Origin of the sequence: Agromyces sp. NPDC056389, assembly GCF_042262385.1 — a bacterium.
Taxonomy (GTDB): Bacteria; Actinomycetota; Actinomycetes; order Actinomycetales; family Microbacteriaceae; genus Agromyces.
Map to the genome: position 1 here is coordinate 1852040 of NZ_JBHJPN010000001.1, position 26995 is coordinate 1879034.

23 protein-coding genes are annotated in these 26995 nt (G+C 71.5%); 6 read left to right on the top strand and 17 right to left on the bottom strand.

Going from position 1 to position 26995, the window contains the following annotated elements:
- The first annotated feature begins 80 nt into the window (after positions 1-80).
- Both hutU and hutI read left to right on the top strand, forming a co-directional pair.
- Complete coding sequence (gene hutU, locus ACFCVM_RS08605) at positions 81-1760, top strand: urocanate hydratase (protein WP_375835707.1); 1680 nt, start codon at positions 81-83, stop codon at positions 1758-1760.
- Positions 1757-3061 (top strand): imidazolonepropionase, encoded by a 1305-nt coding sequence (gene hutI / locus ACFCVM_RS08610; protein ID WP_375835708.1) that lies wholly within the window; start codon positions 1757-1759, stop codon positions 3059-3061. The genes hutU and hutI overlap by 4 nt, the downstream gene beginning before the upstream one ends.
- Here the strand turns inward: hutI and ACFCVM_RS08615 are convergent.
- From ACFCVM_RS08615 to ACFCVM_RS08655, 9 genes are all read right to left on the bottom strand, one after another.
- Positions 3051-6290 (bottom strand): NosD domain-containing protein, encoded by a 3240-nt coding sequence (locus ACFCVM_RS08615; RefSeq protein ID WP_375835709.1) that lies wholly within the window; start codon positions 6288-6290, stop codon positions 3051-3053. The two genes, hutI and ACFCVM_RS08615, sit on opposite strands and share 11 nt — an antisense overlap.
- A 140-nt stretch (positions 6291-6430) precedes the next feature.
- Positions 6431-6688, bottom strand: coding sequence for a DUF6510 family protein (locus tag ACFCVM_RS08620; protein ID WP_375835710.1), 258 nt, complete (start codon positions 6686-6688; stop codon positions 6431-6433).
- Positions 6688-7518: a ferredoxin reductase gene (locus ACFCVM_RS08625; protein WP_375835711.1), complete on the bottom strand. Its 831-nt coding sequence runs from the start codon at positions 7516-7518 to the stop codon at positions 6688-6690. Before ACFCVM_RS08625 ends, ACFCVM_RS08620 begins: the two co-directional genes overlap by 1 nt.
- Positions 7515-8105, bottom strand: a complete 591-nt coding sequence (locus tag ACFCVM_RS08630; RefSeq protein ID WP_375835712.1) for a sulfite oxidase-like oxidoreductase — start codon at positions 8103-8105, stop codon at positions 7515-7517. The genes ACFCVM_RS08625 and ACFCVM_RS08630 overlap by 4 nt, the downstream gene beginning before the upstream one ends.
- A gap of 47 nt (positions 8106-8152) precedes the next feature.
- The gene (locus ACFCVM_RS08635; protein ID WP_375835713.1) at positions 8153-8680 is read right to left on the bottom strand and encodes a histidine phosphatase family protein; all 528 of its coding nucleotides are present in this window, start codon (positions 8678-8680) and stop codon (positions 8153-8155) included.
- Positions 8681-8852: 172 nt separating this feature from the next.
- Positions 8853-9344, bottom strand: coding sequence for a histidine phosphatase family protein (locus tag ACFCVM_RS08640; protein WP_375835714.1), 492 nt, complete (start codon positions 9342-9344; stop codon positions 8853-8855).
- A gap of 48 nt (positions 9345-9392) precedes the next feature.
- Positions 9393-10325, bottom strand: coding sequence for an arginase family protein (locus ACFCVM_RS08645; RefSeq protein WP_375835715.1), 933 nt, complete (start codon positions 10323-10325; stop codon positions 9393-9395).
- A gap of 74 nt (positions 10326-10399) precedes the next feature.
- On the bottom strand, positions 10400-10945 hold the full coding sequence (locus ACFCVM_RS08650; protein ID WP_375835716.1) for a GNAT family N-acetyltransferase: 546 nt from the start codon (positions 10943-10945) through the stop codon (positions 10400-10402).
- 107 nt (positions 10946-11052) lie between these two features.
- Positions 11053-12039, bottom strand: coding sequence for an NAD-dependent epimerase/dehydratase family protein (locus tag ACFCVM_RS08655; protein WP_375835717.1), 987 nt, complete (start codon positions 12037-12039; stop codon positions 11053-11055).
- 194 nt (positions 12040-12233) lie between these two features.
- Here ACFCVM_RS08655 and ACFCVM_RS08660 point away from each other — a divergent pair, with 194 nt between their 5' ends.
- Positions 12234-14480, top strand: coding sequence for a copper-translocating P-type ATPase (locus ACFCVM_RS08660; RefSeq protein WP_375835718.1), 2247 nt, complete (start codon positions 12234-12236; stop codon positions 14478-14480).
- 60 nt (positions 14481-14540) lie between these two features.
- Here the strand turns inward: ACFCVM_RS08660 and ACFCVM_RS08665 are convergent, their stop codons facing one another.
- The 4 genes from ACFCVM_RS08665 to ACFCVM_RS08680 form a co-directional block, all read right to left on the bottom strand.
- Entirely contained in the window at positions 14541-15299 is a 759-nt protein-coding gene (locus ACFCVM_RS08665) for a hypothetical protein (protein WP_375835719.1), read from the bottom strand.
- Between the two features lie 204 nt (positions 15300-15503).
- Positions 15504-17387, bottom strand: coding sequence for a glycoside hydrolase family 15 protein (locus ACFCVM_RS08670; RefSeq protein WP_375835720.1), 1884 nt, complete (start codon positions 17385-17387; stop codon positions 15504-15506).
- A gap of 162 nt (positions 17388-17549) precedes the next feature.
- Complete coding sequence (locus ACFCVM_RS08675; RefSeq protein WP_375835721.1) at positions 17550-18137, bottom strand: DUF305 domain-containing protein; 588 nt, start codon at positions 18135-18137, stop codon at positions 17550-17552.
- A gap of 50 nt (positions 18138-18187) precedes the next feature.
- Complete coding sequence (locus ACFCVM_RS08680) at positions 18188-18526, bottom strand: heavy-metal-associated domain-containing protein (protein WP_375835722.1); 339 nt, start codon at positions 18524-18526, stop codon at positions 18188-18190.
- A 180-nt stretch (positions 18527-18706) separates the two neighbouring features.
- On the opposite strand from ACFCVM_RS08680, the gene ACFCVM_RS08685 reads away from it, so the two are divergent.
- Entirely contained in the window at positions 18707-19135 is a 429-nt protein-coding gene (locus tag ACFCVM_RS08685; protein WP_375835723.1) for a YciI family protein, read from the top strand.
- A 9-nt stretch (positions 19136-19144) separates the two neighbouring features.
- Positions 19145-20452 (top strand): RNA polymerase sigma factor, encoded by a 1308-nt coding sequence (locus ACFCVM_RS08690; RefSeq protein WP_375835724.1) that lies wholly within the window; start codon positions 19145-19147, stop codon positions 20450-20452.
- Positions 20453-20455: 3 nt separating this feature from the next.
- On the opposite strand, the gene ACFCVM_RS08695 is transcribed toward ACFCVM_RS08690, so the two are convergent.
- The 4 genes from ACFCVM_RS08695 to ACFCVM_RS08710 form a co-directional block, all read right to left on the bottom strand.
- Positions 20456-20941, bottom strand: a complete 486-nt coding sequence (locus ACFCVM_RS08695) for a cupin domain-containing protein (RefSeq protein ID WP_375835725.1) — start codon at positions 20939-20941, stop codon at positions 20456-20458.
- Positions 20942-21057: 116 nt separating this feature from the next.
- Positions 21058-21561 carry an RrF2 family transcriptional regulator gene (locus tag ACFCVM_RS08700; protein WP_375835726.1) on the bottom strand — a complete coding sequence of 168 codons (504 nt, stop codon included), beginning with the start codon at positions 21559-21561 and terminating at the stop codon, positions 21058-21060.
- A gap of 50 nt (positions 21562-21611) precedes the next feature.
- Complete coding sequence (locus tag ACFCVM_RS08705) at positions 21612-22301, bottom strand: alpha/beta fold hydrolase (protein ID WP_375835727.1); 690 nt, start codon at positions 22299-22301, stop codon at positions 21612-21614.
- A gap of 16 nt (positions 22302-22317) precedes the next feature.
- Positions 22318-25713 (bottom strand): efflux RND transporter permease subunit, encoded by a 3396-nt coding sequence (locus ACFCVM_RS08710; RefSeq protein ID WP_375835728.1) that lies wholly within the window; start codon positions 25711-25713, stop codon positions 22318-22320.
- Positions 25714-25885: 172 nt separating this feature from the next.
- On the opposite strand from ACFCVM_RS08710, the gene ACFCVM_RS08715 reads away from it, so the two are divergent.
- The gene (locus ACFCVM_RS08715; protein ID WP_375835729.1) at positions 25886-26968 is read left to right on the top strand and encodes a hypothetical protein; all 1083 of its coding nucleotides are present in this window, start codon (positions 25886-25888) and stop codon (positions 26966-26968) included.
- Positions 26969-26995 lie beyond the last annotated feature (27 nt).

Sequence of the window (26995 nt, forward strand, 5' to 3'; positions counted from 1 at the left end):
GTCCGGGCTCGTCTGGGATCCCGGACAGCATGCCCGCGACATCCGTTGTCGCTGACCGCCGGTTGCGCGAGCATCGGAGCATGACCGACGCATCCACCGCAGCACCCGCCGGCCCCCGCACCGTTCGCGCCGCACGCGGCCCCGTGCTCACCGCGAAGAGCTGGCAGACCGAGGCGCCGCTGCGCATGCTCATGAACAACCTCGACCCCGAGGTCGCCGAGCGGCCCGACGACCTGATCGTCTACGGCGGCACCGGCAAGGCCGCCCGCAACTGGGAGTCGTTCGACGCGATCGTGCGCACGCTCGAGGGCCTCGAGGCCGACGAGACGCTGCTCGTGCAGTCGGGCAAGCCCGTCGGCGTGTTCCGCACGCACGAATGGGCGCCGCGCGTGCTCATCGCCAACTCCAACCTCGTCGGCGACTGGGCGACGTGGCCCGAATTCCGGAAGCTCGAGCAGCAGGGCCTCACGATGTACGGCCAGATGACCGCCGGCTCGTGGATCTACATCGGCACCCAGGGCATCCTGCAGGGCACGTACGAGACCTTCGGCGCGATCGCGCGCGCCCGATTCGGCGGCAGCCTCGCCGGCACCCTGACCCTCACGGGCGGCTGCGGCGGCATGGGCGGCGCCCAGCCACTCGCCGTGACCATGAACGAGGGCGTCGTGCTCATCGTCGATGTCGACGCCTCGCGCCTCGCCCGCCGCGTCGAGCACGGCTACCTCGACGAGATGACCTCCGACCTCGACGATGCGATCGCCCGCGTGCTCGCGGCCAAGGAAGCGCGCACGCCACTCAGCGTCGGGATCGTCGGCAACGCCGCGACGGTCTTCCCCGAGCTCCTCGCCCGCGGCGTCGCGATCGACATCGTGACCGACCAGACGAGCGCCCACGACCCGCTGAGCTACCTGCCCGAGGGCGTGAGCGTCGCCGAGTGGCACGAGCTCGCGGCATCCGACCCCGAGGCGTTCACCGAGCGCGCCCGCGCCTCGATGGCCAAGCAGGTGCAGGCGATGGTCGAGTTCCAGGATGCCGGTGCCGAGGTGTTCGACTACGGCAACTCGATCCGCCGCGAGGCCGAACTCGGCGGCTACGACCGCGCGTTCGCCTTCCCGGGCTTCGTGCCCGCCTACATCCGCCCGCTCTTCGCCGAAGGCAAGGGGCCGTTCCGCTGGGCGGCGCTCTCGGGCGACCCGGCCGACATCGCCGCGACCGATCGCGCCATTCTCGAGCTCTTCCCCGACGACGAGCACCTGCGCCGCTGGATCACCCAGGCCGGCGAGAAGGTGCACTTCGAGGGCCTGCCGGCGCGCATCTGCTGGCTCGGCTACCAGGAGCGCCACCTCGCCGGACTGAAGTTCAACGAGATGGTCGCCTCGGGCGAGCTGAGCGCGCCGGTCGTCATCGGCCGCGACCACCTCGACTCGGGCTCGGTCGCGAGCCCGTACCGCGAGACCGAGGCCATGGCCGACGGCTCCGACGCGATCGCCGACTGGCCGCTGCTGAACGCGCTGCTGAACACCGCGTCGGGAGCGACGTGGGTCTCGATCCACCACGGCGGCGGCGTCGGCATCGGCCGCTCGATCCACGCCGGCCAGGTGATCGTCGCCGACGGCACCGAGCTCGCCGCCGAGAAGATCGCCCGAGTGCTCGTGAACGACCCGGGCACCGGTGTCATGCGCCACGTCGACGCGGGCTACGACCGCGCCGTCGAGGTCGCTCGCGAACGCGGCCTGCGCGTGCCTATGCTCGAGGCATGAGCGACGGGGGCGCCGCGGGGCGCATGCTGCTGACCGGCATCGGCGAGCTCGTCACCAACGACCCCTCGCCCGATCGCGAGGCCGGGCCGCTCGGCATCGTGCGCGACGCCGCCGTGCTCGTCGAAGACGGCCGCATCGCGTGGGTCGGCAGCGCGACGCACGCCGACGAGCGGGTGGCCGAGCGAGGCGAGCGGCGCACCGAACGCGAGGACCGTCGGGACGGCGACGAGCACCGCTCCCTCTGGGATGCCGAGGTCGAGGTCGTCGACGCCGGCGGCCGGGCCGTGTTCCCGGGCTTCGTCGACAGCCACTCGCACCTCGTCTTCGGCGGCGACCGCGCCGCGGAGTTCGCCGCACGCATGGCCGGGCAGCCGTACGAGGCCGGCGGCATCCGCTCGACGGTCGCCGCGACCCGTGCCGCGAGCGACGACGAGCTGCGGGCCCGACTCGCCGGCTTCGTCGCAGAGCTGCACGCCCAGGGCACCACGACCTTCGAGATCAAGTCGGGCTACGGCCTGTCGGTCGCCGATGAGGCGCGTCTCGTGCGTCTCGCCCGCGAGGTGACCGACGAGGTGACCTTCCTCGGCGCGCACGTCGTGCCGTTCGAGTTCCGCGAGGACCCGGCGTTCGGCGGCGATGCGGACCGCGCCGCCGAGGCCTACGTCGACCTCGTCATCGGGGAGATGCTCGCCGCGTGCGCGCCGCACTCGCGCTGGGTCGACGCGTTCTGCGAGCGCGGCGCCTTCACCGCCGAGCAGTCGCGACGCGTGCTCGAAGCCGGCGCCGCGACCGGCCTCGGCGTGCGGGTGCACGGCAACCAGCTCGGCGAAGGGCCCGGCGTGCAGCTCGCGGTCGAGCTCGGCGCCGCCTCCGTCGACCACTGCACCTACCTGAGCGATGCGGATGTCGCGGCGCTCGCGTCATCCGACACCGTCGCAACCCTCCTGCCGGGCGTCGACTTCTCGACCCGCCAGCCCTACCCCGATGCGCGCCGGCTCATCGAGGCCGGCGTGACGGTCGCCCTCGCGAGCGACTGCAACCCGGGCTCGAGCTTCACGAGCTCCCTGCCGTTCTGCATCGCCGTCGCCGTGCGCGACATGGGCATGACCCCCGCCGAGGCGCTCTGGGCGTCGACCGCGGGCGGGGCAGCGGCTCTGCGGCGAACGGATGTCGGTGCGATCCGGCCTGGCATGCGGGCCGACCTCGTGGAGCTCGCGGCGCCGAGCCACGTGCACCTCGCCTACCGGCCGGGCGTGCCGCTCATCGGGCGCGTCTGGAAGGACGGCGCCGTCATCGCCTGACGTTCGACCGGGCTCGCACGCGGCTCGTGCGTGCACGGGCGACCGCGACGATGCCCGCCGCAGCCATCAGCAGGGCCAGCAGCGCCCCTGTCGACGGATCCCAACCGGATACCGCCAGGCCGGCGGCGGACCCGCCACCAGGCGCCGGCGCGGGCGGTACCGGAGGCTCAGGGCCGCAGAACTCCGGGTAGAGCACCTGGGTCGTGCGCACCTCGAGGATGAATGCCCCGCCGCCGTCGTAGCCGGTGGCTTCGACTCGCGGACCGCACGGGGATCCCCAGTCGTTCTGACCGTCCTCGGTCTCCTCACGGGCGTCGACGGCGACGTTCCCGCCGATCATGTCGTTCGTCGGGTCAGAGTCCTCGCCGACCTCGGCGTTCGGGTGCGCGACGATCGCGATCGAGTCCTTCGGGAACGTGTTGAGGGCGACGTGGATCGTGTCGCTCAGGCTGCGCCGCCCTTCGACCGGCGCCACCATGGCGAACGGCACGATCGACAGGCCGAGCAGTGCGAACTCCGGGTCGGGTGGCGGCGTCCCGCCGTCGAGGCCCGGCATGTCGTCGGGCGGCGGGGCGGGGAGCTCCACTCCGATCGCGACGGGGTCGCCGAGTCGGATGGGATCGCCGAGCAGCGGCGGCGGGCTCCCGACACCGAGGAACGGGCCCGAACCGGTGAAGACGTTCTCGGTGATGCTGATGCCCGACGACGATGCCGAACCCGGTGTGTAGAGGTCTTCGTACAGCGGTCGCACCGCGATCGCCTCGGCTCGAGCGGAGGCGGGTTCGAAGTCGATGCGGTTTCCGGTGATCTCGAGCCCGTGCACCGGGGCCGCAAGCACGACGTACTCGGCGGTGCCCGAGAAGTCGTTCCCGGCGAGCGCGATGTCCCTGGCGCCGAGCGGCAGGTAGAGCCCCTTCGGGTTGTCCGTGAAGGTGTTCCCGGTGAAGAGCACGTCGCTGCTGACCCTCGCGAGGTCGAGGGGAGGCACGTTCGACGGGTTGATCGTGAGGTTGCCGATCGCGGCGTTCGCATCGAAGGTGCTGTCGCGCACGACGTACCCGGTGACCGACTCCGCATACGTCGCCCACCACTCGGTCCGCGTCGCCGACGAGTCCTCGACCGTCGCCCCGTCGGTCATGTCCCAGTAGAACGCGGTGGCACCGCCGGTGACGTGGACGTCGGCCACCGCGATCGCCGCGGAGTAGTAGAAGCGGATGCCGTTGCTGCCCTGCTGCGCGAGCGGCGTCGACGACGGATGTCCCGTGATCTGCGCGCCGTCGATCGTGACGTCCTGCGCCTCATGGCCCGTGATGCCGTCGCCGGTCATGTCGAGCACGGTGTCGGTGACGGTGGCACCCGAGCTGCTCGCGAGGTAGATGCCGCTGCTCACGCCCGTGATCCGCGCCCCGGTGATCGCGGGTCCGGCGATCGGAGCGGCGAGGGTGACCCGCTGCTCCTGGATGCCCCAGACGACACCGGAGATGACGGGGTCGGTCACGGTCGCGGCGGGCGCCCGGCCCAGCGCGATCCCCGTGGAGCCCGCCGCGCCGTCGCCCGAGATGTTCGCCCCGTCCACGACGGCATCGACCATGGAGCCGAGCCCGACGCCGACGGACTTCGCGCCGACGGCCACGATCGTCGGGGCGGTGACCCGCAGTCCCGTGCCGGCGTTGTCGGGGGCGGCCTGGATCGCCCGGTTGAATCCCGTGACGACGAGATCGGCGAGTGTCACGTCGGAGGCGTTGAGCACGTTGACCCCGTACGTCGTTCCGGCGCCCGGCCCGATGAGCTGCATTCCCGTGACGCTCGCGCCGGTCGTCGCGCCGAGGCCGATGCCGACCGAGCTCGCCGCGATCGTGCCGGCGGTGATCGACGGCCCGGCGACGGCGCTCGCATCGACCGCGTAGATGCCTCTCGCGAATCCCGAGACGGCAGAGGTCTGGATGACGGCCCCGGTGGAGTTCGCGAGGTAGATGCCGTAGGTCGTCCCGGCGACGCCGGTACCCGTGACCGTCACCGTGTCGAGCTGCGGCGTCTGGGAGGTGCCGAGGTTCACGCCCATCGTCGCTGCGCCGACCGTGGTGTTCGTGATGGTCGGCCCCGCACCGGCGTTGGCATTGGCGAGCACGACACCGCTGGCGAAGCCCGTGACCGAGGAGTCGGCCAGTGTCAGCGCGGTGGCGTTGTTGACGTTGACGCCGACCCCGACGCCGGCACCCAGCATGGTGACGCCGGTGATGGACGGAGCTCCGGTGGCGCCGAGGGCGATGCCCGCGGCGGTGACGGTGAACGAACCGCCCGCGAACACCGGGCCGGCGTTCGCGTTGGCGGCCGTGATCGACGCACCGGTCGCGACCGAGCTGACGACGGCGTCCTCGACCCTGGTCGAGGTCGAGGTCGCGAGGGCGAGCGCGATCGAGACGTCGGTGATCGCGGGCCGGATCACCTGCGTTCGCTGCGATGCCGCCAGGTTGATGCCGGTCGTCGCGGTGAACGGCGTCGACCCGTCGGATGTCGAGTTCGTGATCACGAGGTCGGTCAATGCGACATCCGCCGCCGCGGCGCCGAGCGTCACGACGCTCTGGCTGTTGGCCGCCGCGCTGAGCGTGATCCCGTCGGCGCTGAGGCCGCCCGCGTTCACGAGCCACCTTCCGTAGAGCGTGGTGGCGGCGGATGCCGTGACGACCGTGCTCCGGGCGACGACAAGCTGGCTGACGAAGCGATAGGCGCCGGGCACGACACCGACCGTGCCGCCCGCTGGAACGGCGTTGAGCGCCGCCTGCAGGGTGATCTTCGTCGCCGGCTCGGTCGCGCCGACCCACGCGATCAGCGCGGCATCGGATGCCGCGACGGGCGGCACAGGTGCGACGAGCGGGATGACCTCCGCGGCGAGCGCTTCCGGTGCCGGGGCGACGCTCGGCGCCGAGACCAGCGTGTCGACCGAGAGCGGCACCGTCGGGGCGATCGGCACGACGGGCTCGAGCGCCGCTTCGGGCTCTGCCGCCGTCGGCTCCGCGCCGACCTCGGTCGGCTCGCTCTCCTCGGTCGACTCGCCCTCGGTCGCCTCATCCCCGGGTTCGGGCGTCGCCGAGGCCGGCGGGGTCGCGGCGGCGGGGTCCGCCACCTCCGTGGCGGGCGGCGCAGGTGATGGCCCGATCTCATCGGCCCAGACCGCACCGCTCGGCACGATCAGGAACGCGATGATCGCCCCGATCACGGCCGCAGCCATGCGCGATCGACCGGGTCGACGACTCCGAGCGCTCATGAGACCCCCCGTCTCGAGACGAGCACTTCGCTCACGCTACCCCTCGGCTCGCACCCCTGTCACGCGTTCATTCGTTCGGGAGGGGTCATCGCGAGCCGTACTCGTCACCCGCGCCGCACCTCGATCGCGCTGATGCCGCTGAGGCTGATCCAGGCGCGGTCGGCCGTCTCGACGAGGGTCGCGAGCACGTGGTCGCAGGTGCTGCAGCGCACGACGGTGCCCGCGCCGCTGCGGTAGACCATCGCGCGGGCGAGCTCGCCGATCGCGCCGCAGCCGTTGCACCGCGCCGTCGCGGTGGTGGCGTCGAAGCTGAAGAACTCGGCGAGGGGGCCCGCCAGGGCGTTGCCGTCGACGTGCTGCATCAGGTGCCTCCGTATCGCTCAGTGCGGATCGACCGCGCATCGTGGCCGAGCTCGACGAGCCAGTCGGCGACGCGCTCGACGAAGCCCGTCGAACCGCAGACGAAGACGCGCGGTCGCTCGGCCGCGGGGATGACGGCCGCCTCGAGCATGTCGCGCGTGATGCGCGCGGGCGGCGTCGGCCATCCCGCGGGCGAGCGGCGCGTGTAGACGAGGTCGAGCTGCAATGGGGCGGATGCCTCGACGAGCCGGTGCAGCTCGTCGGCGAAGTAGACGTCGTCGGGGCTCCGCACCGAGTAGAGCAGGCGGAACGGCGTCGGGTCTTCGGCAGCCCCGTGGGCTTCGGCCATCGCGAAGAGCGGCACGACACCCGAGCCGCCGGCGATGAGCTGAACCGGCCGGAACCCGCCCGCGGCGGCGCCGCCCGGGTCGCCCGCTGCCGAGGCATCCGGCGCCCACACGAAGAACGCGCCGAGCGGCCCGTGCACCTCGAGCAGGTCGCCGGCCCGTACCTCGTCGACGAGGTACGGCGAGACCTCGCCGTCGGGCAGCTTGTCGACGGCGAGCGTCACCCGCGTGCCCGCACCAGACGAGGCGATGGAGTACGAACGGGTCGCGGTGTACCCGTCGGGCGCAGTGAGCCGCACGTCGAGGTGCTGGCCGGCAGCGTTGCCGGGCCATCCGTCGACCTCGAGTTCGAGCCGGGACGCGTTCGGCGTCTCGCGGCGCGTCGACGCCACGGTCGCGACGTGCCAGCCCGATCGGGGCACGGCGGGCGCCGCGGCATCCGGTGGCGGGGCCGGCATCGACGCTCGCGTCGAGATGCCGCTCACCAGTAGCGCTCCTCCGTCCACGGGTCCCCGTGGAGGTGGTATCCGTTCTGCTCCCAGAATCCGGGCTCGTTCTGTTCCATCATCACGAGGCCGCGCACCCACTTGGCGCTCTTCCAGAAGTAGAGGTGCGGCACGAGCAGCCGCGCCGGCCCGCCGTGCTCGGGCTCGAGCGGCTCGCCGTCGAACTCGAACGCGACCCACGCCTTGCCGTCGAGCAGCTCATCGAGCGGCACGTTCGTCGTGTAGCCGCCGTAGCTGTGCGCCATGACGAACTCCTGCTCGGTCTCGACGTGCTCGAAGAGCGTGTCGAGCGAGACGCCGCGCCAGCTCGTGCCGAGCTTCGACCAGTGCGTGACGCAGTGGATGTCGGTGTCGACGTCGTCGATCGCGAGGGAGGTGAACTCGTCCCAGTTCCAGCGATGCACGTCCGACTCGGTGCGGATCGTGAACTCCCACTCTGCCGTGTCGACGTCGGGCGTCGGCCCCGCCGAGAGCACCGGGAAGTCGTGGACGAGGGTCTGGCCGGGTGGCAGTCGTTCGTCGCGCTCACGGCTGCGTCCGCTGAATCCCCTGGTGATGAACGACATGGCGCTCCCTCCGTTGGCATCGACACTAGTGACGCCGGAGGCTGCTGTCACCGGTACCGATCGTGCGAGCGGTCGGGAGCGTCGAACATCACCGCGACCGGCACCACGGCCACGTCGCCCGCGCTCGTCGCGGTGCGGACGTCGGCCCAGGATGCCGCGTCGAACGTGAAGACCGCGATCGCCGCCGTCGGCATCGCTTCGGCCCCCTTCGAGAAGCGGGTCGCGAGGTCGGTCATCTCGGGGTTGTGGCCGACGAGCATCGCGACCGAGAGCCGGTCGTCGAGCGAGCGGATGACCCGCAGCATCGTGTCGACGGACGCGGCGTAGAGCCGCTCGTCGGCGACGATGCGACGGGCCGGGGTGCGGAGTTCACCGGCGACCAGCGCGGCCGTCGACCGTGCCCGCTCCGCGGTGCTCGTGACGATCACGTCGGGTTCGATGCCGCGCTCGAAGAGTCGCCGGCCCATGCGCGGGGCGTCCTGCCTTCCGAGATCGTTCAACGGGCGATCGTGGTCGACGAGTCCTGGCGAGTCCCAGCTCGACTTCGCGTGGCGCATGAGCACGAGGGTCTTCACTGTGCGTCCTTCCGTCGGGCCGGTCGCGTGCACGACTGCTCAGCGCAGTGCCTGCCCGCCGCGACCTCCAGCACGCAGAGTGCCGCCATTCGTACGGTACGCCCGTCCGGCGCATCCGCGCTGGCATCGTCCTCGGCGAGGTCGATCGCACTCGTCACCTGCGGGCGTGTCGTCACCGGTCGCGAGGAGGAGCCTCGAACACCACCCCGACCGGCGCGACCGCGCCGACCTCGGTCCACTCCGAGACGTCGTACTGGAACTCGGCGACGGCGCAGGTCGGCATCTCGGCGATCTCATCCGAGAGCTGGAAAGCGAGTTCGCCGATCTCGGGATTGTGGCCGACCAGCATCACGCTGGTCAGCTCGTCGTCGAGGGCACGGATGATGTCGACCAAGCCGTCCGGGGAGGCACCGTAGAGACGGCCGTCCTCCACGATTCGATCGGATCCGAGGCCGAGCGCCTGCGCGAGGATCACCGCCGTCGACCGGGCGCGCACCGCCGTACTCGTCACGATCACGTCGGGAACGGCGCCGCGCTCCCGCAGTCGTTCGCCCGCCCTCGGCGCATCGCGCCGGCCGCGATGATTCAGTGGTCGCTCATGGTCGGGAAGGTTCGGGTCGCCCCAGCTCGACTTGGCGTGCCGCACCAGCAGGACAGTCTTCATGATTCCATTCCCGTGTTCATCGTGCGCGTCTCGATCGAGGCATCCTGCTCAGCGCAGTGCGATGCCCGCGGCGACCTCGAGCACGCAGAGCGCCGCCAGTCGTACGGTACGCCCGTCCGGCGCGTCCGCGGTGGCATCGACCTCGGCGAGGTCGACCGCCTCCACGCGAGCGTCGGCCGCGGCCGCACGCGCCGCCTGCCGGAGTTCGTACGCCGAGATGCCGCCGGGCACCGATGCGGGGCATCCCGGCGCCACGGCCCGGTCGCAGACATCGACGTCGAGATCGACGTGGATGGGGCCGCCGCCCGCGCCCGCGATCTCGAGCGCCTCGGCGAACACGTCGTCCATCGGGCGGCGGTGCAGCTCGTCGCGATGCACGACGGTGATGCCCGCGTCACGAGCCCGATCGGCGTACTCGCGGGAGTTCACGAAATCGGCGATGCCGATCTGCACGATGCGGCGACCGTCGAGCCCTGCTTCGAGCAAGCGGCGCACTGGCGAACCGTTGCTCACGCCGTCGCGCAGGTCGTAGTGCGCATCGAGCGTGATGAGCCCCGCCGTCGCGAGCCGATCGCCCCACACGCCGAGTGCGACGGACGAGGTCAGCGAGTTGTCCCCGCCGAGCGCGACGACCGTGCCCGCCCGGGCCGAGGCGGCGGCGACCGCAGAGCGCACGCGCGCCTCGCCTTCGGGCCCGTCTGGCTCGGTGACGTCTCCGGCATCGGCGAACACGAGGTCGTCGAGCGAACCCGCGTCGCCACGATGGCCGCGATCGGCCATGAGCGTCGGGCTGTAGCGACGCAGGGCCGCGCGGATCGCGGCGGGCGTCGCATGCGCGCCCGTCGGCGAGAGCGAGGTGGCGAACGCCGGCACACCGAGGAGGGCGAGATCGGCCCGCTCCCCCGCGCCGAGCGCATCGAGCGGCGGCCAGTCACCGGCCCGTGGCCAGAGCGGATCGTTCGGAAGCGCGGCGGTGCCCATGGTCAGACGCTAGCAACGACGGATGCCGCGAGCCGAGGCATCCGCCACCACTCGTGTCTGCGATACCGGACGCGTCACTCGCGTTCGCTCGCGCTCCAGGGACGCGGATCGGTGCGCAGCAGGCTGTAGACGGCCACGTCGTGATTGGCCCCCGCGTTGAAGAAGGCTCCGCGCGCGACGCCCTCGTACGTGAATCCGCACTTCTCGGCGATGCGCCGGCTGGCGGCGTTGCCGGGCACGATCACCAATTGGATGCGGTGCTTCTTCTTGGTGCCGAAGAGGTAGTCGACGAGCAGCTGCACCGCCTCCGTCACGTAACCGCGGCCCGCGTGCGCCGAATCGTAGAGCCGGTACGACAGCTCGTACGCATCCCAGTAGTCGACGGGCATGAAGAACTCGATGTGGCCGGTGATGCGGGCATCGTGGTCGCGGATCAGGAGCGTGCCCTCGTCGCGCTCCCAGAAGCCGGTCGCGGCGAACCGCGCGGCGAGCACCGACTCCGAGACGACCGTGAGCGGGAAGTAGGCGCCGCGACTCGCGAGGTCGACCTGCGCCTCGTAGAACGCGGCCAGGTCGGCCTGCCGCACCGGGTCGAGCGTCACTCGTTCGCCGGTCAGCATCCCGCGACTCCGCGGCGGCACGTTGGCACCATGGGCGGCATGGTACTCGCCGGCGAGGCGCGCGTCACCCGGTCGTGGCCTGCATGACCACCGCGGTCGCCGCCGGCTCAGCCGCGGAGCGCCCCCAGCAGCTCGCGTTCGCGGTCTGCGCTGAGCCCGGCGCCGCGCTCTCGATCGAGCCCCTGACTGCGCTCCCACTCGAGGATCTCCTGCAGCACCTGATCGAGCGGGCGCAAGCGCAGGCCCGCTGCGAGTGCTGCGGCGTTCGACCGGTCGAGGAAGGCGCTCCACTCGGGGTCGATGATCCACAGCGGCAGCGACTCGGGCCCCGACCACTCGGCGACCCCCTGCTCGGCGAGCCACTCCGGGGAGACGGCGACGACCTCGCCCTCGTGTCCGGCGAGGGCCCTCGAGCGCTCGAGCCAGTCGCCGAACGTGGTGCGCTCACCGACGGCGTTGAAGGCACCGGTGAGCCGCCGCTCGACGGCGTCGAGCGTGAACGCCACGAGGTCGTCGATGTGGATCGCCTGCACGGCGTCGTCGAGGATGTCGGGGACGAGCATCGGCTCGTCGCTGCGAGCGGCGCGCGCCACCCAGTAGCCACCGCGGCCCGAGGCATCGCCGGGCCCGACGATGAGGCCGGGACGGATCACGAGCAGCCGGTCGCCGAGCGCCTCGCGATAGGCCGCCTCGATGGCGGACTTCGCCTCGCCGTAGGTCTCGGCGCTCGATTCGTCGCCGTCGAGGGGGGCCATGAGCTCCGCCGACTCGACGGCACCGGGTTCGTTCTGCGCGGCGTAGACGTTGCACGAGGAGATGAAGGTCCAATGCGCCGAGCGCGGTGCCAGGTCGGCGGCCGCGCGGCGCGCGAATCCGGGCTGCCGGGTCACGTCGATGACGGCGTCCCATTCGCGATCGGCGACGCCGTCGTAGGCGCCGGGCTCCGAGCGATCGGCCGCGACGAAGGCCGAGCCCTCGGCGACCTCGCCGGCCTCCCCCCGCGCGAGCGAGGTGACCGCATGCCCGCGACGCAGCGCCTCGCGGGCGAGTTCGCGGCCGAGCCATTGAGTACCGCCGAGGATCAGGATCTGCATGCGGACATCACAGCACGATGCGGATGCCGCGCGCGCGCCTGTTCTCGCTCCGCGAACCACATCGCACCCGCTGCTAGCGTCGAAGAAGTTCGCCGTTGTTCGGGAATAGTCCCGGCGGACATGCGTTCCACCTGATGACAGATACCCCCTAGGGGTATAGGCTCGAGATCGAGCTGGACGACGGAGGAAGATCGATGAGCACGACTCACGGCGGACGACACGAACACGACGCGCACGCGGGACACGACGAGCACGCGGGGCACGACGCTCACGCGGGGCACGACGCTCACGCCGGGCACCAGGCGACGGCAGCCGGCACGGTCGACCCGCACGCAGGGCACGACATGAGCGGGCACGACCCGCACGCCGGGCACGACATGAGCGGGCACGACCCGCACGCCGGGCACGACATGAGCGGGCACGCCGGCCACGCCGGCCACGGCGACCACGTCGGCCAGTTCCGCCGGCTGTTCTGGATCATGCTCGTGATCGCCGTGCCGACGATCGCGTTCAGCCCGATGTTCGCCTCGATCCTCGGCTACTCGCTGCCCGACAACCCCGTGATCCCGTGGATCTCCCCGGTGCTCGGCACGGTCATGTACTTCTGGGGCGGCAAGCCGTTCCTCACGGGCGCATGGAGCGAACTCAAGGCCCGCAAGCCCGGCATGATGCTCCTGATCGGCCTCGCGATCACCGTCGCGTACTTCGCGTCGCTCGGCGCGAGCCTCGGCCTGCTCAGCCACCACCTCGACTTCTGGTGGGAGCTCGCGCTCCTCATCGTGATCATGCTGCTCGGCCACTGGATCGAGATGCGCTCGATCATGCAGGCGTCGAGTGCGCTCGACGCGCTCGCGGCGCTCCTGCCCGACGAGGCCGAGCGGGTCACGGATGCCGCCGACGGCACGCCCTCGACCGAGACCGTCTCCCCCTCGGAGCTCACGGTCGGCGACGTCGTCATCGTGCGCCCCGGCGGCCGCGTGCCCGCCGACGGCGAGGTGGTCGACGGCACCGCCGCGATGGACGAGTCGATGATCACCGGCGAATCGGCCACGGTCGCCCGCGGCCCCGGCTCGCACGTGGTGGCCGGCACCGTCGCGACCGACACCGCGATCCGGGTGCGGGTCGGCGCCGTCGGCGACGACACCGCCCTCGCGGGCATCCAGCGCCTCGTCGCGCAGGCGCAGGCCTCGAGTTCTCGTGCCCAGCGCCTCGCCGACCGCGCCGCCCGCTGGCTCTTCTGGTTCGCGCTCGGCGCCGCGGTCATCACGGCGATCGCCTGGACCCTGCTCGGCGACCCCGACGACGCCGTGATCCGCACGATCACCGTGCTCGTGATCGCGTGCCCCCACGCCCTCGGCCTCGCCATCCCGCTCGTCGTCTCGATCGCGACCGAGCGCGCGGCGAAGGGCGGCGTGCTCGTCACCGATCGCCTCGCCCTCGAGACGATGCGCACGGTCGGCGCGGTGCTCTTCGACAAGACCGGCACCCTCACGAAGGGCGAGCCCGCCGTGACGGATGCCGCGGCAGCGCCGGGTCACGACCTCGACGAGGTGCTCGTGCTCGCGGCATCCGCCGAGGGCGACTCGGAGCACCCGCTCGCGAAGGCGATCGTCGCCGAGGCCGCGCACCGCGGGCTCGCGACGCGCGCCGCTCAGGGCTTCGAGGCCTCCGCGGCGATCGGAGTCCGCGCCGCGGTCGACGGACGGGCCGTGCAGGTCGGCGGCCCCGGCATGCTCGAACGCGACGGGCTCGCGCCGCTCGCCGCATCCGTCGCCTGGGCCGAAGCCGGCTCGACGGTGCTGCACGTGCTCGTCGACGGCGAGGTGGCCGGCGCCATCGCGTTGGCCGACGAGATACGCCCCGAGTCGAAGGAGGCGGTCGATGCGCTGCACGCCCTCGGCGTGCAGGTCGTGATGATCACCGGCGACGCCGAGCCGGTGGCCCGCACGGTCGCCGCGCAGCTCGGCATCGACCGGGTCTACGCGGGCGTGCGCCCCGAAGACAAGGCCGCCAAGGTGCAGGAACTGCAGCACGAGGGACTCTCGGTCGCGATGGTCGGCGACGGCGTCAACGACGCCCCGGCGCTCGCGCAGGCCGACGTCGGCATCGCGATCGGCGCCGGCACTGATGTCGCGATCGCCTCGGCCGGCGTCATTCTCGCGTCGTCCGACCCGCGATCGGTGATCTCGGTCATCGAGCTGTCACGGGCGAGCTACCGCAAGATGTCGCAGAACCTGTGGTGGGCTGCCGGGTACAACCTCGTCTCGGTGCCGCTCGCGGCCGGCGTGCTCGCGCCGATCGGATTCGTGCTGCCGATGTCGGTCGGCGCGATCCTGATGAGCCTTTCGACCATCATCGTCGCGGCGAACGCGCAGCTGCTGCGCCGCCTCGACCTGCGGCCCGAGGCCTCGACCCGGGCGGTGCTCGAGCGCACGCGCTGAGGCATCCGCTCGTCGCGCCGTCTCCCTACCCGGGGAGGCGGCGCGGGCCAGTCTCGGTCATCAGCCCACCCGCTCGACGAGGCCCGTCATGATCGCCGTGTCAGGGTCGACGCACGCCTCGGAGATCGCGGCGCTCCACTCCGGGTCCATCGCCATGGGATGATCGCCGACGCTCGGGAACCAGCCCTGATTCGGCCAGTTCGCCACGAACTCCGCTCGTGGCGGGGCCGGCGGCACGACGATGTCGTTGAGCCCGAAGCACGGCACGTAGTACTCGGTGAGGTAGTCGTAGATCCAGCCGAGCTGCTCGGCGTTCGGCGGGCCCGAGGTGCGCTTGTTCGGATGCGCGACGCGGCACGAGTACGCGGCGATCGCCTGCTCGACCGTCGTCGTCGACGTGCCGATCGCGTCGACGGGGCTGTCGGGGTCGGTGCCGGTGCGTCCTTCGTCGATCGGCAGCGCGGCGGCCTCGTAGCAGGCCCGCATCACGTCGACGCGGTTCTCGTCGGTCACGTACGCCTCGAAGACGACCTCGGGTCGCACTGCGCCGGGGTACGACGCCAGCACACCCTGCCAGTCGCGCTCGGCCTCGGCGAGACGTGCGGCCTCGATGTCGGCCTCGGTGAAGGGGTCGCTCTCGGGCCACGGCGCGAACTCGGGCACCGGCACGGCGACGATCCGCGCCGCGGCATCCGTCGCCTCGGGTGTCGCCGTGACGTCGGCGACGTCACCGCTCGAGCCGGAGCATCCGGTCACCGCCAGCACCACCAGCGCGACGGCCACAGCCGGACCGACAGCCCGCGTCGTCGTGGATCTCATCGTCGAACCCCGCTTCACGCGCATGCGCACCTCCGCCGCGAACCTAACAGTGCGGCGCAACGGGTCGCCAGACTCGAACCGCCGGATGCAGCGAGAAATTCAGGAGATTCCGGGTGATGGGTCCGTATACGGGGCCATACCGCCGAATCTCCTGCGGATTCGCCCCGCAGTGGACGGGCCGAGACCGAAGCCGGCCCCTGGCGCTCAGACGAACTCGAGCAGCTTCTCGATCATGATGATGCGCCGCGCCGCCTCGATGAGCGCGAGGTGCGAGAACGCCTGCGGGAAGTTGCCGAGGTGCTGCCCGGTCTCGGTGTCGAGCTCCTCGGCGAGGAGTCCGAGCGGCGAGACGACGCGCAGCAGCTTCTCCATGAGCGCGCGGGCGCGCGCACCCTCGCCGATGATCGTGAGCGCCGACACGAGCCAGAACGAGCAGATGAGGAAGGTGCCCTCTCGCCCCGACAGCCCGTCGTCGGTCTCCTCGGTGCGGTAGCGCAGCGCGAACCCGTCTTCGGAGAGCTCGTCGGCGATCGCGAGCACGGTCGCCCGCAGCCGCTCGTCGTCGGGCGGCAGGAACCCGTAGATCGCCGCCAGCAGAGCGGATGCATCGAGCGCGTCGGTGCCGTAGTGCTGGCGCAGCACGCCGCGCTCGCTCACGCCCTCGGCGAGGATGTCGGCGGCGATCTCCTCGGCCACCCCGCGCCACCGCGTCGCCGACTCGGCGTCGCCCACGATCGTGCCGAGCTTCGACGCGCGGTCGAGCGCCACCCAGCACATGATCTTCGACGACACATAGTGCTGCGGCGCCCCGCGCGCCTCCCAGATGCCCTGGTCGGGCTCGCGCCAGGCGGCCGTCGCGCACTCCGCCTGCGAGCGGATGAGCGGCCAGAGCGCGCGCGGCACGCGCTGGCTGCGACGGGCGTGCATGAGGATCGCGTCGAGCACGGCACCGTACAGGTCGTTCTGCCGCTGGGCGAACGCCCCGTTGCCCGTGCGCACGGGTCGGGCCCCCTGATAGCCCGTGAGGTGGTCGAGGGTCATCTCGGTGAGGTCGCGTCGCCCGTCGATGCCGTACATGATCTGCAGCGAGCCGTCTTCGTTGGCCTCGAGCCCCGAGAGGAACTCGACGAACTCGTCGGCCTCCCAATCGAGGTCGAGGTAGTGCAGGGCCTGCACCGTGAACGACGAGTCGCGGATCCAGTTGTAGCGGTAGTCCCAGTTGCGCTCGCCGCCCGGCGTCTCGGGGAGCGAGGTGGTGAGGGCGGCGACGGTCGCCCCGGTCGGCATGTAGGTCAGGCCCTTGATGGTCAGCGCCGAGCGCTCGAGGGCCTCGCGCCACGGGTGGTCGGGGATCGTCGCGTCGCCGAGCCAGTCGCGCCAGTACACGGTCGTGGAGTCCAGTTCCGCCGCCGCCTCCTCGAACGTCGCGGGGCCGGCGAGATCGTCGGCCCACGAGAGCGAACAGAACGCCCGGTCGCCGGCATGCAGCGTGTGGCGTGCCCGCACATGGCCGCCCTGCACGCCGAGCGGCAGGTCGGAACGGAGGCGCAGCGACATCCCCGCGCCGCTCGCGGTGGCCTCGTGCTCGTCGCCGGCCTCCCACTCGGCGCCGGCCCTCCCGTAGTCGAAGACCGGCTCGCAGAGGAGCTCCATCTCGACGTGCCCGTCGAGGCACGTCACGGTGCGCACGAGGCAGTGCGCGGCGTCGTCGTCGGCGGGCGCCCGGGTGTGCGGGGTGGTCGTGTCGGGCTCCGATCGCGACACGATCGTGAGCGCGTCGCGCACCTCGGCCCAGCCGGTCGGCGTCTTCCACGTCGTCACGAGCACGTTGGTGCCGGGTTCGTAGGCGCGCGCCGAGGGCGCGTTGACGTCGAACGGCCCGAACCGGAAGTAGCCGGCCTGCCGGTCGAGGATCGTCGCGAACACGCTCGGAGCATCGAATCGCGGGGCGCAGAGCCATCCGACCGCACCGTCGGGCGCGACGAGCGCACCCGTGTGGCAGTCGGAGAGGAAGGCGAACGACGCGATCGGCGGGAACGGCGAGCGGGGCACCGCCCCACGCATCTGGGGCGCGCGCCCGGTGGTCACGATGCCCCCGGCGCGAACTCGGCGCCGCCCCGCATCACGAGCGGGGCGTCGACATCGGTGTCACTGCGTTCCATGGGGCCTCCGAGCACGGTCGGTCACGGGTGGGGGCTGCGCCGACGAAGCCGCCGCGCCGTGCCCCCACCTCGACCGTAGCCCTTCGGCTCACCCTTCGAGCAGAGCCCGCATCCGTTCGATCTCGGCGTTCTGCGCCGCGATGATGGCCTCGGCCATCTCGATCGCGCCCTCGTGCGAGCCGCTCGCGAGCTGCTCCTCGGCCATCTCGACGGCCCCCTCGTGGTGCTCGATCATCTGCTCGAGGAAGAGCTGCGATGCGGCTGCCGCGTCGGCGGCCTCGAGCGCGGCGAGCTCGTCGGCGCTCAGCATGCCGCTCATCCCGTGCCCACCGCCGGGCACCTCGCGCGGCGCGTCCCACTCCTCGAGCCAGGCCTCGAGCTGCGCGATCTCGGGGCCCTGCGCAGCCTGGATCTCCTGTGCGAGCGCGGCGACCTCGGGGGCGAGCCCGTCTTTCGCGAGCACGATGCCGCTCATCTCGAGCGCCTGCTCGTGGTGCGGGATCATCATCTGCGCGAACATCACGTCGGCCGCGGTACCCGCGCTCGCCGGCGCCTCGGTCTCGGCCGTCGAGTGGCCGTCGTGACCGCCGCCCGAGGTGTCGCCGGCGTTCGCGGCGCAGCCCGAGAGGGCGAACAGTCCGGCGACTCCGAGGGCGACGACGGGCAGTGTCCGCACGAAGCCGCGTCGGCGCGCAATCGCCCGGGCGCCGGAACGAGCAGCGGCGCTCATCGCTCCGCCACCCGGTATCCGGCCTCCTCGACGGCCGCGGCGATCGCCTCGTCGGAGATGGGCGCGTTGCTCCGCACCGTCACGCCGGAGACGCCGCCGTTCACGAGCTCGACCTCGACACCGTCGACGCCGTCGATCGCCGTGAGCTCCTGGGTCACATGGGCCACGCAGCTGCCGCAGGTCATGCCGGCGACGCCGAACGTCGCCTCGACGAGCGAGGCGTCGACGGCGGTCTCGGCGGGCGCCGAGGCATCCGTCGCCGTGTCGATCGCGCAGCAGGAGCACCCGCCGCCGTCGAGGTCGATCTCGGTTCTGCCTTCTGGTGCGAGCGTCATGGTTCGATCCTTTCGTCGGTCGCCACCACTATACCCCCCTAGGGTATCAAAGACACAAGTTCCGCCGGCATGACAGCATGAAGGGAAGATTTTCTCGGAGCGATGTCGATCCGGCCGTCGCCCGTTCGACGCCAGAGTGAGGCGGGCACTTCGCCCCCTCCCACGAAGGAGACAACGACCATGAAGTACATGCTGATCATGCGCTCGAACGACGCGGCCGTCGAGGACTACGAGAACCTCGACTTCACCGAGGTCATCGCCGCCATGGGCGCCTACAACGAGTCGCTCATCAAGGCCGGCGTGCTGCTCGGCGGCGAGGGGCTGACCGATGCGAAGGAGGGCTTCGTCGTCGACTTCGACTCGACTCCCCCGGTCGTCACCGACGGCCCCTACGGCGAGACGAAGGAACTCTTCAACGGCTTCTGGATCATCCAGGCCTCGAGCCCCGAAGAGGCGGCCGAGTGGGCCAAGCGCTGCCCCCTGGGGCCGGGATCGAAGCTCGAGGTGCGCCGCGTCACCGAGCTCGAGGACTTCCCGCAGGACAACGAGTGGATCCAGAAGGAGGCCGGCTGGCGCGCAGAGGCCGAGGGTCGCCTCGGCACCGCGTAGGCCGACACCATGAGCGAGACGGATGCCGCGGGCACGGTCGAGTCGGCGGACGACGCCGTCGCCGCCGACCGCGCCCGGCGCGCCGTCGCCGCCGTCTGGCGCATCGAGTCGGCGCGCATCGTCGCGACGCTCACCCGCTTCGTCGGCGATGTGGGTCAGGCGGAGGACCTCGCACAGGAGGCGCTCGTCGAGGCGCTCCGGCAGTGGCCGGCAGAGGGGGTGCCGAACAACCCCGGCGCCTGGCTCACGGCGGTCGCGAAGCGCCGGGCGATCGACGGATGGCGCCGGCGCGAGCGCCTCGACGAGCGATACGCCGCGATGGCCCGCGACCTCGAGCAGCAGGGCGCCCCGGCATCCGACACGTTCTGGGACCCCGACACCATCGACGACGACGTGCTGCGGCTCATCTTCGTCTCGTGCCACCCCGTGCTCTCCCGCGAGGCGCAGATCGCACTGACGCTGCGCATCGTCGGCGGCCTCGGCTCCGAGGAGATCGCGCGTGCCTTCCTCGTGCCGACCGCGACCGTGCAGCAGCGCATCGTGCGGGCGAAGAAGACGCTCGCGGCGGCGAAGGTGCCGTTCGAGGTGCCCGAGCCGAACGAGTACGCCGCGCGCCTCGGCTCGGTGCTCTCGGTGCTCTACCTGATCTTCAACGAGGGCTACCTGCCCGCCGCGGGCGACGAATGGGTGCGACCGGATGTCTCGGCCGAGGCCCTGCGGCTCACCCGCATGGTGGCGGGCCTCATGCCCCGCGAGCCCGAGGCGCAGTCGCTCGTCGCCCTCATGGAGTTCACCGCCTCGCGCTTCGCGGCGCGCACCGCTCGCGACGGCACGCCGATCCCGCTCGACGAGCAGGACCGCTCGCGCTGGGACCGCGCGCAGATCGGGCGCGGCCGGGCGGCACTCGCCCGCGCCGACGCCATCGGGCGCGGACGCGGCGCGTACGGGCTGCAGGCGGCGATCGCCGAGTGCCATGCGGTCGCGGCATCCGTCGACGACACCGACTGGGCGCGCATCGTGCTGCTCTACGAAGCGCTCGGGCGACTCGCGCCGTCACCCGTCGTCGACCTGAACCGCTCCGTCGCCGTCGCGATGTCGACGGGCCCGGCGAGTGCGCTCCGCATCGTCGACGAGCTCGTCGCGAGCGGGCGGCTCGCGGGCTACGCGCCGCTCCCGGCCGTGCGCGGCGAGCTGCTCCGACGACTCGGCCGCACGGGCGAGGCCCGCACCGAGCTCGAGGCGGCAGCGCGGCTCACCGGAAACGAGCGGGAGCGGGCGTCGCTCCGCGCGAAGATCGCGGAGTTGCCCGCTCCCTGATCGCTAGTGAGCGGCTCGCGACTCGCGCCATGCCGGGCTGTCGACGTAGTGATTGTCGAAGCGATCCGACGTGGCCTGCAGCTCGGCGAGGGTGATCTCCCCGTGGTGCAGCTGCTCGAGCATCCGGTAGTACGCGAATCGTTCCTGGCCCGGCGTGTAGATCGCCAGCATGTCGGCGTCGTGGCCCGGGGTGGGGGCGAACGCGTGAGCTATCCCGGCCGCGATGAAGACCAGGTCCCCTGCCGCGAGCGTGTGCACGGTGTCGTCGATCAAGACGTCCAGCGACCCGTCGATGACGAGGATCGTCTCGGTCGCGTGCTCGTGTCGATGCGCCGGAGCGCCGGGCGATCCGACGGCCAGCGCCGCACGGTTGATCGTCGTGGCACCCGTCGTGTGCTCGCCGTCGACCAGCAGGGTGATCGTGCTCGTGGGGCCATCGGCGAGCTGTTCCGCCGTGCCGCCCCGAACGATGGTGTGCGTGGTGGTCATGATCTCTCTCTTCTCTCCGCGTCGGATGACGATGGCGTGTGAATGAACACGGGCAAATCTGGATATTCGAGGTCTAGATTTAGCGGATGCAGCGGCGGATGCGTCGGCGACCGGATTCAGGCCCTGAGGGCGCGACGACCGTCTTGACGGGCGTTCTCGAACCAGTCGCGCGTGGCGGCGGGGGTTCCCGGGTAGGTCTCCTGGACCTCGCGACGGATGTCACCGAGCGTTCTGCCGGCGAGTTCACGCCGCCAGACGAGGTCGGCTCTCGACATCGCCTGCGACAGGATGCAGGTCACCGCATAGTCGACCGATGCGTCGCCGCCCGGCCCATCGGCCAGCAGGTGCTCGCAGGCGAACGCATCGGTGCGACCTTCGATGGCGACGATGACGTCGAGGAGGCTGAGCCGATCCGGATCCGCCGCGAGGCGGAAGCCGCCTCGCGGACCAGGTGTCGAGCTGAGGATCCCGGCGCGAACGAGCGCCTGGAGCTGCTTGTTGAGGTAGGCGGCCGGGAGGTCGTAGAACGCGGCCAACTGCGCGGTCGTCTTCGCCTCTTCCGCCCAGCTCAGGTTGAGACAGGTGTGGAGCGCCCACTCGACCCCTTTGCTCAGTTCCATAATCTAGACACTACACATCCAGAATTATGCCGGCAACCCCCGCTCGCTGGTCAGCGCACCATCTCGACCTCGGCAGCGTACGACTCCAGCCGGTCGGCCAGCTCGTGAGGCCGACTGAGGAGGACGTAGTGGCCCCCGTCGATCTCGTCGACGGCGAGGCCCAGGCGATCGCGAGCGACCCGACGCATGAACTCGGCTGGAAAGAACCGATCGTCACGGCAGAGCAGGAACACCGTCGGCACCGCGGGCCACGCCGTCATGGGCCACGGCCGCTCGAACGGAGTGCCGGACTGCCGCCGCTGGCGGCCCAGCGCCTCCGCCGCGAGTTCGACCGGCAGGTCGTGATAGAACTCCCCCAGATCATCGCGCATGCCGCCGTCGTGATCGTCCTGCGCGCGTCGCGCATGCTCGTATCCGGTGTTCGCCCACCAGTCGCGGGGCGCTTCGCCCGGCGAGGGGATCATCGCCGCGACCAGCACGAGTCGATCGACCCGCACACGCTCGCACACGAGCGGCGCCGTAAACCCGGCGAAGGAGTGCGCCACCACCACGACCCCCTCGTCCCGGTCGCCGACGGACGCGACGACGGCATCGGCGTACTCCGCCAGCCCGGCGGAGTCGTCGTCGGTCGGCAGGTCGACGACCACAACGTCGTGCCCTCGGGCGACGAGCGCCGCCTCGACCAGGTGCCAGTGCCACGGGGTGCTCGCGGCCCCGTGGATCAGGACGAACGTCGTCATCGTCGACGCGACCGGGCTAGATGCCCGCGCCGAGCTGCTGATCCGTTCCGGAGTCCGGCGACGCCGCGGCATCCGCCCCGCCTGCCGCCTTCGCGGCCCGCTTCTCGCGGCGCCGTTCGCGCCCGCCCTCGACCAGGTCGTAGAGCACGGGCAGCACGACGAGCGTGAGCGCCGTCGACGACACGAGTCCGCCGATCACGACGAGCGCGAGCGGCTGCGAGATGAAGCCTCCGTGGCCGGTGATGCCGAGCGCCATCGGCAGCAGCGCGAAGATCGTCGCGAGCGCCGTCATGAGGATCGGGCGGAGACGCCGGGACGCACCGTGCACGAGGGCGTCGCGCACGGTCATGCCGCGATCCCGGTACTGGTTCACGAGGTCGACGAGCACGATCGCGTTCGTCACGACGATGCCGACGAGCATGAGCACGCCGACGAGCGAGGCGACGCCGAGCGGCACGCCCGTGATGACCTGCAGCGCGATCGCACCGGTCGCCGCGAACGGCACCGACACGAGCAGCAGCAGCGGCTGCAGCAGCGAGCGGAACGTCGCGACCATCACGATGTAGACGATCAGGATCGCCGCGAGGAGGGCGAGGCCCAGCTGCGAGAACGACTCCTGCTGGTCGGCGCTGACGCCGCCGATCGACGCGGTCGTGCCGGCCGGAAGGTCGACCGAGTCGATCGCCGCGGCCACGGCGCCGCTCGCCGTGCCGAGGTCGTCGCCCGCGGGGGTCGCCGCCACGGTCGCGCTGCGGAGGCCCTGCACGGTGGTGACGGATGCCGGTCCGTCGACGTTCTCGACGGTCGCGAGCGTGTCGAGCCGCACGAGGCCGGCGGCCGTCGGCACCTCGAGGGCCGAGAGCTCCTCGACGGTCGCGGGCGGGTCGTCGGTCGTGAGGTAGATCGTGAGGGTCTTCTCGTCGATCACGACGCTTCCGGCGCGCTGCGGCTGCATCGCGGCGGAGACGAATCCGCCGAGGGCGACCTCCGAGTAGCCCGCCGCCGCGGCATCCGCTCGGTTGACCTCGACCGCGACGTACGGCTGGGACTCGGCCAGGTTCGAGGTGACCTGTGCGAGCGAGTCGATGCCGTCGAGCTCGTCGACGACGGCGTCGGTGGCGGCCTGCAGATCTTCGGCGTTCGAGGCGGTGATGTCGACCTCGATGTCGCTCGAGGCGCCGAAGCCGCTCGAGGCGGCGAGGGTGACCTCGCCGACGTCGTCGAGTGCGTCGAGATCGTCGCGAACGCTCGCCTGCAGGGCGTCCTGATCGGCGTTCTCGTCGGTCGTGACCGAGTAGGTGATCGTCGCGCCGCCGCCGCCGAACGCCGCGGTGAGGCCGCTGCCCGAACCGATCGAGGTCTGCACGGTCTCGACGCCCTCGGTGTCGCGGATCGCCTGCTCGACGGGCTGGGACGCCGCGTCCATTGCATCGAGGCTCGTGCCGATCGGCAGCTCCTGCGTCACGCGGAAGGTGTTCTGCCCCGACGATCCGAGGAAGTTCGTCTTCATGAGCGGGATCAGGGCGATCGTGCCGCCGAGCACGAGGCCGGCGACGACGAGGGTCACGACGCCGTGCTTGAGGGTCCACTCGATGATCGGCAGGTAGCCGCGCTGGAGGCGCGACGGGTGCTCAAGCTCGTCGACGGGCGCGACCGGCTTCGCCTGCACGGCGGTCGCAGGCCTGCCGGAGGCGCCGGCGGACGACGGAAGCCCCGTCGACCCGGTCTCGTCCCGGAGCTCGGGCGCGAGCCAGACGTCGTCGACGAACGCAGCTGCCGCGATCTCGGACTCGTCTTCGTGGCGGTGCAGCTTCGCGGGCTTCAGGAACCAGTACGCGAGCACCGGCACGATCGTGAGCGAGACGAGCAGCGAGGCGACGAGGGCGATCGTCACCGTCAGCGCGAACGGGCGGAACAGCTCGCCGGTGACGCCCTCGACGAGCGCGAGCGGCAGGAACACCGCGACCGTCGTGATCGTCGATGCGGTGATCGCGCCCGCGACCTCGCGCACGGCGTGCACGATCGTCGCGGCCTTGTCGACGCCCTCGACGAGATGCCGCTTGATGTTCTCGATGACGACGATGGAGTCGTCGACGACGCGCCCGATGGCGATCGTGAGCGCGCCGAGCGTCAGGATGTTCAGGGTGTAGTCGGCCGCCTGCAACCCGATGAAGGTGATGAGCACCGACGTCGGGATCGAGATCGCCGTGACGAGCGTCGCCCGCACCGAGAGCAGGAAGACGAGGATCACGATGACCGCGAACAGGAGCCCGAGCATGCCCTCGGTCGCGAGCGACTCGATCGACTGCTCGATGTAGGGCGCTTGGTCGAAGACGACCGTGAAGGTCGCGCCGGGGTTCGTCGTGTCGAGCGAGGACTCGAGGTCGGGCAGCAGCGCCGTCACGGCGTTCGACACCTCGACCGTGTTCGCGGCCGGGAGCTTCGTGACCGAGATGGTCAGGGCCGGCTCGCCGTTCACGCGCGAGATGCTCGAGACGGGGTTGTCGGTCAGTTCGACGGATGCCACGTCGGCGATCGTGATCGCAGCGGGCACGCTCGTCGCGGCGGCGAGACCCTCGGGCAGTTCGGTGCCGCCGGGCAGGGCGGTGCCGTCGGGCAGCGCGGCGTCGTCGGTCGGCGCCTCCGCCGGGGCATCCGGTACCTGCTCGGTGGCGCCGAGCACCGGAAGCGCGGCGATCTCGTCGACGCTCTGGATGCGCGTGCCCGTCTGCACGGCGAAGGTCGAGTCGCCCTCGGTGATGGTGCCGGCGGGCACCAGCAGGCCGTTCTGCTGCAGCGCGTCGCGGATCGCCTGCTGGGTGATGCCGAAGGCCGCGAGCTTCGCGGGGTCGGGCGTGATGGTGACGCGCTGGCCGATCTCGCCGACGAGGCTCGCCTCGCGCACGCCGTCGACGTCGGTGATCTCGGGCAGGGTCGTGCGCTCGATCTCGTCGGAGAGCGCGCTGATGTCGTCGGCGCCGGTCACGGCGATCTGCAGCACCGGGAAGTCGTCGAGGCTGAGGGCGATGACCTGCGGGTCGACGTCGTCGGGCAGCTGGCCGGCGATGCGGTTGACGGCCGAGAGCATCTTCTGCTCGGCGAAGGCGAGGTCGGTGCCGTAGGTGAAGCTCGCGGTGACGCGGGAGAGGCCCGTCGAGCTCGTCGTCGAGGTCGATTCGAGGCCCGTGATGCCCTGGATCGCGGTCTCGATCGGGGTCGAGACGTCGGTGTTCACGATGTCGGGCGACGCGCCCGGGTAGCTCGTCACGATCGACAGCTGCGGGAACTCGATCGACGGCGCCAGCTCCTGCTTCAGGCTCGTCAGGGAGATGCCGCCGAAGATCGCGACGACGACGGTGATGAGCGCGATGAGGGCACGGTTCTTCATGCTGAGCGCGGCGAGCAGGTGCATTGCACGATTCTCGCAGGCGCGGCCGTGGCGAATATCACATGCCGGTGAAATTCACGCGACATCCGCGCTCGGCATGTCGGCGACGTGGTACCAACTACCCCCCATCCGGGGGGTATCTTCGCGAGAAGGACCCCCCGTATGGTGGCCAGCAGGGGAACGAAGAGGGGTGGCGATGAGCTCCGCGGATGCTGCTCGGCAGGTGCCGTGGCTCCGTTACGCCCTCCTCGCGGCCTCCCTCACCGCCGTGTGGCTCGTCGTCTCGCTCTTCTCGACCGCCCCGAGCGCCTCGGCAAATGAACGCGACTCCGGCAGCGGACTGCTCGGCACCGTCGGCTCGCTGCTCGGCGGCGTGACCGAGGTCACGGGCGCCGTCGGCGGCCTCGTGGGCGGCGTCGTCGAGACGGTCGTCCTCCCGGTGAACCAGGTCGTCGAACCCGTCGTCGAGGTGCTGCCCGAGCCGGTGGCCGAACCCGTCGCCGTGGTCGTTCCCGGTGCGGTCGACACCGTCACCGAGACCGCGAACACCGTGATCGGCGGTGGCAACGCGGCCGTCGGCACCCTCGTCAACGGCGTCACGGGCACTGTCTCGGGCATCGCCGGAGGCGACACCGTCAGCGGTATCACGACCCCGGTCGCCGGACTTGTCGACGGCGTCGTCGACGAGCTGCCGATCGTCGGAGCGCTGCTCCCGAGCGGAACGGTCGGCGGGGTGCTCGGCCCGGTGGCCGGCCTCGTCGACGACACGCTCGGCACCGTCGTCGGCACGTCGCCCGCACTGCCCACCGATGGCACCGGCGTGCTCCCCCAGCTTCCGTCGATCCCGTTGCTTCCGGGCGGCACGAAGCCCGGAGAACCAGGCGGCCCGGGTGGCCAGACGCCCGGCGAACCGCCGCCGGCCGGTCACGCGGGGGCGCCGCTCGGTGCCGCTGCCGAGCGTTCCGGACCAGCGGGCGCCACCGACCGCACGGGCTCCACGAACGCCGAATCGACCAGCGACTCCGCATCGGGCACGATCACGTCGACAGGCGGCGGATCGCCGCTCGGCCACGGTTCGCCCGCGCTCGAAGCACCCGCGCTCGGCATCGGCGGCACCGGCACCGGCGCTGCGGGAAGCGGCGGCGGCGCGGCATCCGGCACCTCTGACGCGGCCTACGCCGCCCTCGAACTCGACGCGCTCGCGTCGCTCGCGCTCCACTCGGTCGACGACGAGCTGCCGTCGTCGCCGGTGTACGACACCGACTCCACCCCTGACTGACGGGGGCCGTTCCGCCTGCATGTGAGG